Here is a 13,532-nt window from a genome sequence, read left to right as displayed (position 1 = left end):
CCTTTGGAGGACCGCGCATGCTCACCGCCAAGCAGCACGAGTTGATCTGCTTCATTCATGATCGTCTCGCCGAGACGGGGATTTCGCCTTCGTTCGAGGAGATGAAGGAAGCGCTCGATCTCAAATCGAAATCGGGTGTTCACCGCCTGATCAGCGCGCTCGAGGAACGCCAGTATCTTCGCCGTCTGCCCAACCGCGCCCGCGCGCTGGAGGTGCTGCGCATGCCCGAACGGTCGGACGCCAGGCCCAAGGGCGCGGCACGGGTCGCGCCGCCAGCCAGCGTGAAGCCTGCACCGCAACCGGCCAACGACACGATCGAGATTCCGCTTCATGGCCGCATCGCGGCGGGCGCGCCGATCGAGGCGCTGGAGGGGCAATCGTCGCTGTCGGTCCCGGCCGCGCTGCTTGGTGGCGGCGAACATTATGCGCTTGAGGTGTCGGGCGATTCGATGGTCGATGCCGGTATTCTCGATGGTGATTATGCCCTGATCCGGCGCACCGAAACCGCGCGCGACGGCGAGATCGTGGTCGCCTTGATCGAAGACAATGAAGCGACGCTCAAATATTTCCGCCGCGAAGGGGCAATGGTCCGGCTCGATCCGGCCAATCGCTCATACGATCCACAGCGTTATGCGCCCAATCAGGTCCGTGTTCAGGGTCGTCTTGCTGGCCTGCTGCGCCGCTACGACTGACGCTTCCACGGCGGCGGCGGTTGTTTGAGCAACGGCGGATCGCGCCATGGATGATGGTCTCCCGGCGTGGTCACGGAGGCGATCCGGCCCCTCGCCAGGCTGATCGCCAGCCCGCCGGTCTGACGCAACAGGTGGCTGTCGAGCTTGAGCCAGCGGGGCCGGCATCGGGACGGCAGCCAGCGCTCGGAAATGACGATGTCGGCGTTCCGGCAGACCGCGGCCAGATCGTCGATCGGAATCAGATAGCCGCTCCGCGTCGCCATGATCCGCCAGACCCGCCCGCCGGCGTGATGATCGACGATACAGGCATCGCGGCTGCATTGCGCGTTGGGCAGCGCGGCGATCGTGGCGGGCTCCTCGTCGCTGTCGACGCCGCCGCTCTCGCTCAGCATCGCCTTGGTATAATCGCCCGAACGCTCGCGCAGAATGGCGATCCCGCTCGCCGTCCGCAGCGCGACATGCTGCCCATCGCCGGTCACCAGCAGATCGGGAGCAGGCGTCGCCAGTGCCCACGCCGCGCCGATGGCGAGCGGCACCAATCCCAAGCGCCGCACGCGCGTCCGCCATAGCGCCAGCCACAGCCCGCCGAACACGATCAGCGCGAACGCGCCTGCGGGCATCAACGGCAGCATCTGGACCGAGCCCGGCGCATCCGCGGTAGTATGCGCGATCCACAGCAGCCCGCGCATCGCTACGCCCACCAGCCACCACACCGGCGCGCCGAGCCCAACCGTGTCGCAGAGCAATGCCAGCGCCTCGAACGGCATGACGACGAAGGTCGTCAGCGGAATCGCGACGATATTGGCGATCGCACCATACATCCCCTCGCGATGAAAATGGTAGAAAGCTATCGGCGCCAGCGCCGCCTCGACCAGCAGACCGGTCAGCAGCAGGCCGCCCGCCTCGCGCAACAGCCGGCGCCACAGCGGTTCGTCGCGTTTGGTCACCCACCGCCGCACCGCCGGGTGTTCGTGCAGCGCGACGATCGCGGTGACGGCCGCGAACGACAGCTGGAAGCTCGGCCCAGCCAGCGACTCGGGCCACAAGGCGAGCACGATCACCGCGCCCGCGGCGACCAGCCGCAGCGTGATCGCCTCGCGTCCGAGCATCATCGCCGCGAGCACGAGCAGCGCCGCGACGCACGATCGCACCGTCGGCACTTCGGCGCCCGCGAGCAAAGTATAGCCGACTGCCGCCACCGCCCCGGCCCCGGCCGCGACCATCGGCAAGCGGAAGCGGAGCGCCAGCCACGGGCTCCATGCGAGCAACCGCAGCACCAGCCACATCGTGATCCCCACTACCGCGGTGACGTGCAGCCCGCTGATCGACAACAAATGCGCCAGTCCTGCGCGGCGCATGGCATCGGCGTCACTCTCGCCGATCGCCCCGGTGTCACCGGTGACTAGCGCGCTCGCGATGCCGCCCGCGCTTCCCGGCAACATCGCTTCGATATGCCGCGTCAGCCGCGGCCGGATGCCGTCGCCGCCGGCGCGCCCAGGCGCGATGACCTCGACCGGCGCGAACCCGCGCCCGGTCGCCCCGATCTGATGAAACCACGCGGTCTGGGCATAATCATAAGCGCCCGGCACGCCTGGTTGCGGCGGCGGCATCAATCGCGCGCGCAGCCGGATCACGGCGCCCCTCCCCAGCCCGACCGGCACGTCCTTGTCCTGCAGATTGACGCGAAAATGGGGCGGCAGCGTCGCCGGCGGGCAGGTTCGCCCGGCGCATGCCGTCGGCTGCGACGAAATCGGCGTGACCTCGATCCGCACCAGTTCTCGCGCCGGCAGCGGGTCGACCCTGTCGACGCGCGCAACGAATCGCGCGATCACCGCCCGATCCAGCACCGGTGCCGCAACACGCTCGGCCCGCCACCATATCAGCGCCACGCCCATCACTGCTGCCAGCGCGCCGATCGCCACCACGCGCAGCGCCCGCCCATGCCGGCCGACCGCCAAGGCCGCGATTCCCAGCGCTGCCAATGCCAGCCCGACCGCGAGCCACTGTCGCGAATCGTCGAGCAGATACCACGCCGCTATCCCCGCTCCGATCGCCACCGGCAGCCATAGCGCGAGCTGGTCGCGCTCAGCCTCGAGCCATGCCTCGATCGCATCGCCGCCGCGCGCCAGCCACCCGCCGGCGATTTGAAGCGGCCGGGGTGCCGTGCTAGGGGCGGGCGCGGCTGAACTGGCCATCGATTTCACAGCTTGGGAGCATGCGCGCTTGGGCGCAACAACCGAATCGGGCGTGGTCACGCGCTTCGCCCCGTCGCCGACGGGTTTCCTGCACATCGGCGGTGCCCGCACCGCCTTGTTCAACTGGCTGTTCGCCCGACATCACGGCGGGAAATTCCTGCTGCGCATCGAGGATACCGATCGCGCGCGCTCGACGCAGCCGGCGATCGACGCGATTCTCGACGGGATGCGCTGGCTCGGACTCGATTGGGACGGCGAGGCGGTGCATCAGTTTGCCCGCGCCGCACGCCACGCCGAGGTCGCGCAGCAGATGCTCGCCGCCGGCCACGCCTACAAATGCTATGCCACCCCGGAAGAACTAGCGGCGCTTCGTGAGGAACAACGAGCGGCGGGCAAGCCGATCCGTTACGATGGCCGTTGGCGCGACCGCGATCCCGCCGAGGCGCCGGAACGCGCGCCGTTCGTCGTTCGCCTCAAGGCGCCGCGCGAAGGCGCGACGACGATTCACGATCGCGTCCAGGGCGACGTCACCGTGCAGAATGGCGAGATCGACGATTTCGTCCTGCTCCGCTCGGACGGCACGCCGACCTATATGCTCGCCGTGGTGGTCGACGACCACGATATGGGCGTCACCCACGTCATTCGCGGCGACGACCATCTCAACAATGCCTTCCGCCAGTTGCCGCTCATGAAGGCGATGGGCTGGGCCGAGCCGGTCTATGCCCATATCCCGCTGATCCACGGCGCGGATGGCGCCAAGCTCTCGAAGCGCCACGGCGCGCTCGGCGTCGATGCCTATCGCGACGAGATGGGGCTGCTGCCCGAAGCGGTCGACAATTACCTGCTGCGGCTCGGCTGGGGCCATGGCGACGATGAGATCATCAGCCGCGAGCAAGCCATCGAATGGTTTGATCTCGACGGCGTCGGAAAATCACCATCTCGGTTCGATTTCAAGAAACTCGAGAACCTGAACGGCCATTATATTCGCGAGGCCGACGACGCCCGGCTGACCGATCTCGTCGCGCCGCGCTTGCCGTTCGAACTCAGCGCATCGCAGCGTAATCTGCTGCAGCGCACCATGCCCGTGCTCAAGCCGCGCGCCGCCAATCTCATTGAGCTCGCCGAAAATGCGATGTTCCTTTTTCGCACGCGCCCACTGGAAATGGACGACGCGGCTTCCGATCTGCTAGGGGGCGACGCACCGGCGCTGCTGGCCCGAGTCCATGCCGCACTCGCGAGCGTGAACGACTGGGAGAGCGGCGCTCTCGAAGCTGCGGTTCGGCAGGTTGCCGAGGCGGCGGGCGTGAAGCTGGGCGCGGTCGCGCAGCCGCTTCGCGCCGCACTCACCGGGCGCAAGACGTCGCCCGGCATCTTTGACGTGCTCGAGTTGCTCGGGCGCGAGGAAAGTCTGGGGCGGATCGCCGACCGCATGGCCGTTCAGGCCTGACGCGTTGAAGAAGAAGGGAAGAATTGGATGAGTGACACCGCTAAACTGGCCGTGGGCGGCAAGGATACCGACTTTCCGGTGCTGCACGGCAGCGTCGGCCCCGACGTGATCGACATCCGCAAGCTCTACGCCCAGACCGGCGAGTTCACCTACGACCCCGGCTTTACCTCGACCGCGAGCTGCGAATCGGGCCTGACCTATATCGATGGCGAAGAGGGCGTGCTGCTCCATCGCGGCTACCCGATCGGCCAGCTCGCCGAGCAATCGAGCTTCATGGAAGTCGCCTATCTGCTGTTGAATGGCGAGCTGCCGTCGAAGGACGATCTCAGCACCTTCAAGAACACCATCACCCGCCACACGATGGTGCATGAGCAGCTCGCGACCTTCTTCCGCGGCTTCCGGCGCGACGCGCACCCGATGGCGATCATGTGCGGCGTGGTGGGCGCGCTCAGCGCCTTCTACCACGATTCGACCGACATATCGGACCCTGAGCAGCGCACGATCGCCAGCCACCGCCTGATCGCCAAGATGCCGACGATCGCGGCGATGGCGTATAAATATTCAGTGGGCCAGCCGTTCCTCTATCCGCAGAACGACCTCAGCTACACCGCCAATTTCCTGCGCATGACCTTCGGCGTTCCGGCCGAGGAATATGTGGTCGATCCCGCGGTCGAGAAGGCGATGGACCGCATCTTCATCCTCCATGCCGATCACGAGCAGAACGCCTCGACCTCGACCGTGCGGCTCGCCGGTTCGTCGGGCGCCAATCCGTTCGCGTGCATCGCGGCGGGCATCGCCTGTCTGTGGGGCCCGGCGCATGGCGGCGCCAACGAAGCGGCGCTCAACATGCTGCGCGAGATCGGCACGCCCGACAAAATCCCGCACTATATCGAGCGCGCGAAGGACAAGGACGATCCCTTCCGCCTGATGGGCTTCGGCCACCGCGTCTACAAGAATTACGACCCCCGCGCGACGGTGATGCAGAAGACCGTGCGCGAAGTGTTCAAGGCGATGAAGGTTACCGATCCGGTGTTCGACGTTGCCTTGCAGCTCGAGGAAATGGCATTGAAGGACGATTATTTCGTCGAGAAGAAGCTGTTCCCCAACGTCGATTTCTATTCGGGCGTGATCCTCTCGGCGATCGGCTTCCCCACCTCGATGTTCACCGTGCTGTTCGCGCTCGCCCGCACCGTCGGCTGGGTCGCGCAGTGGAACGAGATGATCTCGGACCCGGCGCAGAAGATCGGGCGTCCCCGGCAGTTGTACACCGGCCCGACGCAGCGCGACTACGTCGCGATCGACAAGCGCTAAAAGATGCGCTGGCTGCGGCCGATCCTGACCATCGTCGGCGCGATCGCGCTGCTGATCGGGCTGTTGTGGATCGGCCAGGGGCTGGGCTTCATCAATTGGCCGAGCTCGAGCTTCATGCTCGGCCAGCAGGAATGGGCGATCCGCGGCGCTGCGCTGGTCGTGGTCGGCGTGGTCGTCCTGCTGCGCACCCGGCGCCGATAGGTCGGCGCGGCGCTACCCGCGCGACGGGAGCGTCAAGGTGAAGCGCGCGCCCTGCCCCGGCGCGCTATCGACCGCGATATCGCCCGCCATCGCGCGCGCGAGCCTCCTGGAAATATAAAGGCCAAGGCCGCTGCCGCCCGGCTCATTGGGATCGACGCGCGCGAATTTTTCGAAGATCCGCGCCTGGTCTTCGGGCGCGATTCCCTTGCCCTGATCGGCGACGATCACCGCGGCCTCTCCGGCGATACGCTCGGCGCGCACCCATACGACGCTGCCTTCGGGCGAATAGCGCACTGCATTGCCGATCAGATTGACCAGGATTTGCAGCACGCGCCGGAACTCTCCGCTCGCCGGCAGGTTTTCGCCCGCCGCCGGGCGATCGATGCGCACCTGCTTGGCGCTCGCCCTGACCTGCAACAGGCCGGCGGCGCGGCGCGCGAGATCGGCGAGGTCGATCGCTTCGGCGGCGACGTGAAAATCGCTGCGCTCGATCGCCTGAAGATCGACGAGATCGTCGACCAGCCCCAGCAGATGCCGCCCCGCCGTGGCGATGTCGCCGGCATATTCGGCATACGTGCCGGCAAGCGCACCGTCATTCTGTGCCTGGATCGCATCGGCATTGGCGATGATCGCGCCCAGCGGCCCCCGCAGCGCGCTGTCGAGCCGGGTGTTGAACGCGCCGTCGCCGAATGCCGGCGCGGCATCGCCACCACGATCGTAGCGGGCAGCCCCGGCGAACCCGGCGAAACGTCCGGCGCCGTCGCGGCGCGGCATACCCTCCAGCTGCACCGCGCGACCGCTCGCGCGCACCACCGCCGCCTGGCCGTCGAAGCGCTGATGAAGCGACAAGGCGCGCAGGATCGGCGGTTCCGGATCGGCCATGTCAATTGCGAACAGCCGGGTCAGCGGTTGCCCGAGCAGCGCAGCGAGATCGCGGCCGTCGTGCACGTCAGGCGCCACCGCGACATAGGTGAGATGGAGCGCCGCATCGGTTTCCCAGCGCCATTCGGCTTCGGCCGCGGCGGGGCATTGCCACGCTTCGACCGCATCGCCCAAAGCTCCCCCGGCGGGCCGCGAGCGCCAATTGGTAATCTCGATGCGCACGCTTCCGTCTTCCGGCATGGCACGCACCCAGGCTTCGACATCCTGATCGCCATCCGCCATCCGCGCCGACCGCGAGATGGTCGTGCGGAGCTGGCCGGCGAGGCGCACGAGATGCGCGATTGCCGGTATGGTCAGCGCCCCGCCGAGACGGCCCCCGGCGCGCGCGTTGACTTCCTCGAGCGGCGCATCGGCCTCGACCAGCCGGCCGTCACGATCGACCAGACCCCGCACCACGGGCAGCGTCGGCTCGATCACGGTCATGGCCGCGCCAGCGCGGCACGAGCCACGCGATAGGTTTGCGGCAGGCGGATGGGAGCCAGCGCCACAGCAGCTTCGGCCGGCGCCAGCGCCATCATCGGATCGAGGAGATCAAGAAAGCCATGCTCGTCGCGCCGGCGATCGGCGGTCGCCAGGGCCATGCCGAGCCGGACGACGAGATCGCGCGGCAAATCGAGCGCGCGCATGGCGAGCCAGAGCCGGTCCCCCGCCGGATCGATCAGGATCGTCCGCGCGGCGGCGACATCGAGCGCCAGGCCATGCGCGATCAGCGCGGCGAGCAGAGTGAGGTTGCGATCATCGAGCGCATCTCCGATCAGCCCTGGCAGCGCCTCCTCGTCTGGATCGAGCGCGGCAACGAGCCGCTCGGCGACTGCTTCGAGACGGCCGCCCTCGTCATGCGCGGCGAGCGCCCGCCGCGCCCCCTCCACGACACCGGCGTCCTGCGCGCGCGCCGCGCCCAGCGCGGCGGCGACCCACCAGACGAGATAATGCTGCAGTTCGGCAGGCAGATCGTCCCGGCCGGCATCGAGGCCGCCGGTGCGCCGCCGTCCTTGCGCCGCCATCAAGGCGCTCGCCGCGCTCGCGATCAGTCGATCGTGCGCATTGGCGAGCCGCGGCAACAGGCTGGGCTGATCGGGATCGGCATCGCCGGCGGGCAGATGGGCGCCGATCACGTTGATCCAGGCGCGTGCCGCCATTTCGCGGGCAAAATCGGGATTGTCGAACAATCCGCCCGAGATCAGCCGTTCGGTAAGCGGCCGGCCGGTCTCCATCGCCGGCACCTCGACAGCGTTGCGCCCCCCGGCGAGCCGCAGATCGGCAGCGATCGCCCCCACCAGCCGATCGAGATCGGCAAGGATCAGCGCACGCGTCTCATCGTCGAGCCGCCACGGCGCCGGGGTCGCGAGATCGGCCGCGATGCTGGCCGCGAAATGCGGCGCACGCGCATCGGCCACCGCCGCGCGTGCGATCAGCGCATCGACGGCGGGCGCGAAGCCCGTCGCGGGTTCGTGAGAAGCACCCGGCATACCCTTCGGCTACCGGATTCATCGTTAAAGTGAAGTTATCTTTCCCGGGGTAATCAGCCGAACAGGCTCCCAGATGGGGACACTTCGGTGGCGCCGGAATGCCGTGTCACCGCATAGGTGAAACCCGGCATCAGCGCGAACGCGCCAACCTCGCCCGTCGCGGACAGCGCCAGGAAACCGACCTGAAGCTCCTTGATCGCGTCGCCACGCAGGTGCGCGATATGCTCGCACGCCTCGCGACACGCCGCCATCGGTGACATGCCGGCACGCATCGAGGCGACCACCCGCGCCGTGCCCGCGATGCGGATCACCTCTTCGCCCACCCCGGTCGAAGCCGCCGCGCCGACGCCCTTCTCGATGAACAGCCCGCACCCGGCCTGCGGTGAATCGCCTACCCGGCCGCGCATCTTGAACGCCATGCCCGATGTGGTGCACGCCGCCGCCATCCGCCCGTCGCGCGCTCGCGCCATGATCCCGATCGTATCGTGATTGCGCACCGATCCCGGCGGCGAGGGCAGCGCGTTCTCGATATTCGCGACCGGCTGGTATTTCGCGGTCTTGAGCCACTCCTTCCACGCCTTCTCGGCCGCCGGTGTCAGCAGATTGGCCTTGGGCAACCCCTGTTCATGCGCGAACCGCGTCGCGCCCTCGCCGACCAGCATCGTGTGCGGCGTCTTCTCCATCACCAGCCGCGCGGCGGTGATCGCGTGCACCACGTCCTCGATCGCCGCCACCGCGCCGCAGCCGCCGGCATCGTCCATGATGATCGCGTCACACGTCACATGCCCGTCGCGGTCGGGATAACCGCCCAGCCCGACCGAGTGATTATCTGGGTCCGCCTCGGGCACCCGCGCGCCGGCTTCTACCGCGTCGAGCGGGCTGCCCCCCGCCTTGAACGTGGCGAGTGCCGCCGCATTCGCTGCCTTGCCGAAATTCCAGGTCGAGACGACCGCGATCGGATCGTCCTCGGCGGCAACCGCCTTGCCCGTCGCGGCAACCGCCGCCGCCGCGCCAAGCCCCAATGCACCCCGTCTGTCGATCATCGCCGCCCTTTTGCTAACCTGCGCATCAGCCCTCATCCCCCATCCGCAACGCCGCGATAAACGCCTCCTGCGGGATGCTGACGCTGCCATATTCGCGCATCCGCTTCTTGCCCTCTTTCTGCTTTTCCAAGAGCTTGCGCTTGCGCGTCGCGTCGCCGCCATAGCATTTCGCGGTAACGTCCTTGCGCAGCGCCGCGATCGTCTCGCGAGCAATCACCTTGCCGCCGATCGCCGCCTGGATCGGGATCTTGAACAGGTGGCGCGGGATCAGGTCCTTCAGCCGCTCGCACATGCCCCTGCCCCGCGCCTCGGCGGTCGAGCGGTGGACGATCATCGACAGCGCATCCACGGCCTCGCCATTCACCAGGATCGACATCTTGACGAGATCGCCCTCGCGATAGCCGATCTGGTGATAGTCGAAGCTCGCATAGCCGCGCGAAATGCTCTTCAGCCGGTCGTAGAAATCGAACACCACTTCGTTCAGCGGCAGCTCGTACGTCACCTGCGCGCGGCCCGCGACATAGGTCAGGTTCTTCTGGATGCCGCGCCGGTCCTGGCAGAGCTTGAGAATCGAGCCGAGATATTCGTCGGGGCAATAGATCACCGCCTCGATCCACGGCTCGGCGATCGACTCGATCCTGTTGGGATCGGGCATGTCGGCTGGATTGTGCAGCTCGATGTGACCGCCGCCATGGGTCAGCTCGATCTGATAGACCACGCTCGGCGCGGTGGTGATGATGTCGAGATCATATTCGCGCGTCAGCCGCTCCTGAATGATCTCGAGGTGGAGCAGCCCCAGGAACCCGCAGCGGAAGCCGAAGCCGAGCGCTGCCGAGGTTTCCATCTCGAAGCTGAACGACGCATCGTTGAGCCGCAGCTTGGAAATGCTCTCGCGGAGTTTCTCGAAGTCGTTGGCGTCGACCGGGAACAGCCCGCAGAACACCACCGGCTGGACTTCCTTGAAGCCCGGCAAAGGCGTGTCGGTGGGGCGCCTGGCGTCGGTGATCGTGTCGCCGACCGCGGTCTGCGCGACTTCCTTGATCTGCGCGGTGATGAAGCCGATCTCGCCGGCGCTCAATTCGCTCAACTGCTCGATCTTGGGGCGGAAGCAGCCGACACGGTCGATCAGATGGGTGGTGCCCGCCTGCATGAACTTGATCTGCTGGCCCTTCTTCAGCGTGCCTTCCATCACCCGCACCAGGATGACGACGCCCAGATACGGGTCGTACCAGCTGTCGACCAGCATCGCCTTCAGCGGCGCGTCGCGGTCGCCCTTCGGCGCGGGGATGCGCTTGACGATCGCTTCCAGCACGTCCTCGATGCCGATCCCCGATTTGGCGCTGGTCTGCACCGCGTCCGACGCATCGAGGCCGATGATGTCCTCGATCTCCGCCTTCACCTTGTCGACATCGGCGGCCGGCAGATCGATCTTGTTGATGACGGGGACGATCTCATGGTCATGCTCGATCGACTGATAGACGTTGGCGAGCGTCTGCGCCTCCACACCCTGTGCGGCATCGACCACCAGCAGCGCGCCCTCGCACGCGGCCAGGCTGCGTGACACCTCATAAGCGAAGTCGACATGGCCCGGCGTATCCATCAGGTTGAGCTCATAGGTCTCCCCGTCGCTCGCAATATAGTTGAGGCGGACGGTCTGGGCCTTGATCGTAATCCCCCGCTCGCGCTCGATCTCCATATTATCAAGCACTTGCGCCTGCATCTCGCGCTCGGTCAGCCCACCGGTCACCTGAATCAGCCGATCGGCGAGCGTCGACTTGCCATGGTCGATATGGGCAATAATGCTGAAATTACGGATATTTTTCTGGGATGTCGTCACGATCGATACAGTCTGCCGAAGGGTCGAATGCGGCCGATAGCAGCGTTCGCAGCCAAAGCCAAAAGCCATGCGCCGACTACTTGAGGCTAGGCCAAAATCCCAACTTGTGTTAGCGAAATTCGGGGACCAAGAGGATTTGAGTTTCGGCTCGCAACCGAAGGTTGCCGGTGTAATTCTGCCGGCGAGTACGTGGAGTATACCATCCGCAGATAAACGGGGGATCATTGGGAAATGCGTAAGTTGATCGTCGGCGCCGTTGCCGCCGCAAGTGTTGCGTTCGCTACCACGCCGGCCACGGCTCAGCACCAGGACCGGGGATCTTCCGGCCATCAGGCGCAGGAAAAGGGCGAGCAGCAAATTCCGCATTGCACGCGCAACCTCGGCACGATCGCGATCGTCGAGCCCGACAACCAATGGTGGCGCGAACTCAACCTCGGCAGCCCGGAAGCGGTGCTCAAGGTCTTCATCATGCAATCCGGCTGCTTCACACTCGTCAATCGCGGCCGCTCGATGCAGAGCCGGGCCATGGAACGCGCGCTCGCCGATCAGGGTGAACTGCAGGCCGGCTCCAACCTCGGGCGCGGCCAAGTCCGTGCCGCTGATTATTTCATCCAGCCCGACATCGTTACAGCCAACCGCAATTCGGGTGGCGGCGGCTTCGGCGGGCTGCTTGGCGGTGTGATCGGCCACGGCGTGATCGGCGCGCTGGCCGGCGGCATCAACCTGAAGAAGAAGGAAGCCAACGTCACGCTGTCGCTCGTCAACGCCCGCACAACCGAGGAACAGGCGCTGACCGAAGGCTATGCCCGCAAGACCGATATCGGCTTCGGCGGTGGCGCCGGCTCGGGATGGTGGGGCGGCCTCGCCGCGGCAGGTGGCGGCGGCTATCAGAATACCGAGATCGGCCAGGTGATCGTGCTCGCCTATCTCGATGCCTACACCAAGCTGGTGACTCAGCTCGGCGGCTTGCCGGCCGATGCGGCGGCGGCGGCACCAGAAGCGCACTAAAGCGCCCCTTCCCTCCGCGGTTTCAGACGGATACACCGGGCTCCTGACCAAGGAGCCCGGTATATGCGGCACGTGGCGATCGTCGGCTCGGGGCCGGCCGGCTATTACACGGCGGAGGCCTGCCAGAAGACGTTCGGCGAGGATGTCCGCGTCGATATCATCGATCGGCTGCCGGTGCCGTTCGGGCTGATTCGATCCGGCGTCGCGCCCGATCACCAGTCGATCAAGAACGTCTCGCGCCGCTACGAGGCGGTCGCGCTGACCGACAATGTGCGCTTCGTCGGCAATGTCACGATCGGCGAGCAGGTGTCGATCGACGAACTGCGCGCGCTTTACGACGCCGTCGTGCTGGCGACCGGCGCGCCGGCCGACCGGCCGCTCGACATTCCCGGCGCGGACCTGCCCGGCGTGGTCGGCTCGGCGGCGTTCGTCGGGTGGTATAACGGCCATCCCGATCATGAAGCGCTGGCCCCGGTGCTCGACGGCCCCGGCGCGGTCGTCATCGGCAACGGCAATGTCGCGCTGGACGTCGCGCGGATTCTGGCCAAGACCGAAGCCGAGTTCGCCGGCTCGGACATCGTCGCGCATGCGCTGGAAGGCTTGCGCGGCCACGCCATCAACCGCGTCACCCTCCTCGGCCGGCGCGGACCGCACCAGATCGCGATGACGCCCAAGGAACTGGGCGAGCTCGGCCATCTGGCGCGCGCCGTGCCGCTGGTCGACGCGGCCGACTTTCCGCCGATCGAGGCCGATGCAGAGCTCGAACCGGGGCAGCGCAAATCGGTTTCGCTGCTGCGCGATTTCATCAAGCAGCCAGCGGACAAACCGATCGAAATCGTGTTCGATTTCTTCGCGCGGCCAGTGGCGATCGAGGGCGCGGAGCGGGCCGAACGGGTGATCGTCGAACGCACCCGCCTTACCCCCGACGGCCGCGCCGAAGGCACCGGCGACACCTATGCCGTGCCCGCCGGGCTGGTGGTCAGTTGCATCGGCTATCGCACCTCCCCGATCCCTGGCGTGCCGTTCGACACTCGCGCCGGGCGCTTCGCCAATGACGACGGCCGCATCGCGCCGGGCCTGTATGCGGTCGGCTGGGCGCGGCGCGGGCCGACGGGCACGATCGGCACCAACCGCCCCGACGGCTTCCTGATCGCCGAGCACCTGGCCGAAGATCTGCCCGCCGCAAGCGCGAAGCAGGGCCGGCCCGGGCTCGACGCACTGCTGGCGGCACGCGACGTCGATGTCGTCACCTTTCGCGACTGGCAGGCGATCGACAAAGCGGAGATCGGCCGCGCCCGCGCCGGCGCACCGCGCGAGAAATTCACCTCGGTGGAAACGCTGCTCGGCGCACGCGAGGGAAGTTGAGCCAGGCGCATCACAACGCTTG

General features: G+C 67.0%; 11 protein-coding genes. 6 read left to right on the top strand and 5 right to left on the bottom strand.

What is annotated here, in order from left to right:
* Positions 1-17: 17 nt before the first annotated feature.
* Positions 18-692, top strand: a complete 675-nt coding sequence (gene lexA, locus K7G81_RS14930; RefSeq protein ID WP_223031624.1) for a transcriptional repressor LexA — start codon at positions 18-20, stop codon at positions 690-692.
* On the opposite strand, the gene K7G81_RS14925 is transcribed toward lexA, so the two are convergent.
* On the bottom strand, positions 683-2,887 hold the full coding sequence (locus K7G81_RS14925) for a ComEC/Rec2 family competence protein (RefSeq protein ID WP_223031623.1): 2,205 nt from the start codon (positions 2,885-2,887) through the stop codon (positions 683-685). The genes lexA and K7G81_RS14925 overlap by 10 nt on opposite strands.
* Before the next feature lie 28 nt (positions 2,888-2,915).
* On the opposite strand from K7G81_RS14925, the gene gltX reads away from it, so the two are divergent.
* From gltX to K7G81_RS14910, 3 genes are read left to right on the top strand one after another with little or no spacing between them, the layout of a single operon-like run.
* Entirely contained in the window at positions 2,916-4,334 is a 1,419-nt protein-coding gene (gltX, locus tag K7G81_RS14920; protein WP_223031622.1) for a glutamate--tRNA ligase, read from the top strand.
* Positions 4,335-4,361: 27 nt separating this feature from the next.
* The gene (locus tag K7G81_RS14915; RefSeq protein WP_223031621.1) at positions 4,362-5,645 is read left to right on the top strand and encodes a citrate synthase; all 1,284 of its coding nucleotides are present in this window, start codon (positions 4,362-4,364) and stop codon (positions 5,643-5,645) included.
* 3 nt (positions 5,646-5,648) lie between these two features.
* A complete protein-coding gene (locus K7G81_RS14910; protein WP_223031620.1) occupies positions 5,649-5,846 on the top strand; it encodes a hypothetical protein in 198 nt (65 codons plus the stop codon).
* Positions 5,847-5,858: 12 nt separating this feature from the next.
* Here K7G81_RS14910 and K7G81_RS14905 read toward each other — a convergent pair whose 3' ends face one another.
* From K7G81_RS14905 to lepA, 4 genes are read right to left on the bottom strand one after another with little or no spacing between them, the layout of a single operon-like run.
* The gene (locus K7G81_RS14905; RefSeq protein ID WP_223031619.1) at positions 5,859-7,211 is read right to left on the bottom strand and encodes a sensor histidine kinase; all 1,353 of its coding nucleotides are present in this window, start codon (positions 7,209-7,211) and stop codon (positions 5,859-5,861) included.
* Positions 7,208-8,257 (bottom strand): DUF2336 domain-containing protein, encoded by a 1,050-nt coding sequence (locus tag K7G81_RS14900; protein ID WP_223031618.1) that lies wholly within the window; start codon positions 8,255-8,257, stop codon positions 7,208-7,210. The genes K7G81_RS14905 and K7G81_RS14900 overlap by 4 nt, the downstream gene beginning before the upstream one ends.
* A 53-nt stretch (positions 8,258-8,310) precedes the next feature.
* On the bottom strand, positions 8,311-9,300 hold the full coding sequence (locus K7G81_RS14895) for a glycosylasparaginase (RefSeq protein ID WP_223031617.1): 990 nt from the start codon (positions 9,298-9,300) through the stop codon (positions 8,311-8,313).
* Positions 9,301-9,325: 25 nt separating this feature from the next.
* The gene (gene lepA, locus K7G81_RS14890; RefSeq protein WP_223031616.1) at positions 9,326-11,137 is read right to left on the bottom strand and encodes a translation elongation factor 4; all 1,812 of its coding nucleotides are present in this window, start codon (positions 11,135-11,137) and stop codon (positions 9,326-9,328) included.
* A 231-nt stretch (positions 11,138-11,368) separates the two neighbouring features.
* Here lepA and K7G81_RS14885 point away from each other — a divergent pair, with 231 nt between their 5' ends.
* Positions 11,369-12,145: a CsgG/HfaB family protein gene (locus K7G81_RS14885; protein ID WP_223031615.1), complete on the top strand. Its 777-nt coding sequence runs from the start codon at positions 11,369-11,371 to the stop codon at positions 12,143-12,145.
* Between the two features lie 63 nt (positions 12,146-12,208).
* Positions 12,209-13,510, top strand: a complete 1,302-nt coding sequence (locus tag K7G81_RS14880; RefSeq protein ID WP_223031614.1) for an FAD-dependent oxidoreductase — start codon at positions 12,209-12,211, stop codon at positions 13,508-13,510.
* The last annotated feature ends 22 nt before the right edge of the window (positions 13,511-13,532 follow it).

This window comes from Hephaestia mangrovi, from assembly GCF_019880555.1.
GTDB classification, from domain to species: Bacteria; Pseudomonadota; Alphaproteobacteria; order Sphingomonadales; family Sphingomonadaceae; genus Sphingomonas; species Sphingomonas mangrovi.
The sequence above is the reverse complement of the archived record's forward strand: the minus strand, read 5'-3'. Positions and strand labels throughout refer to the sequence as shown.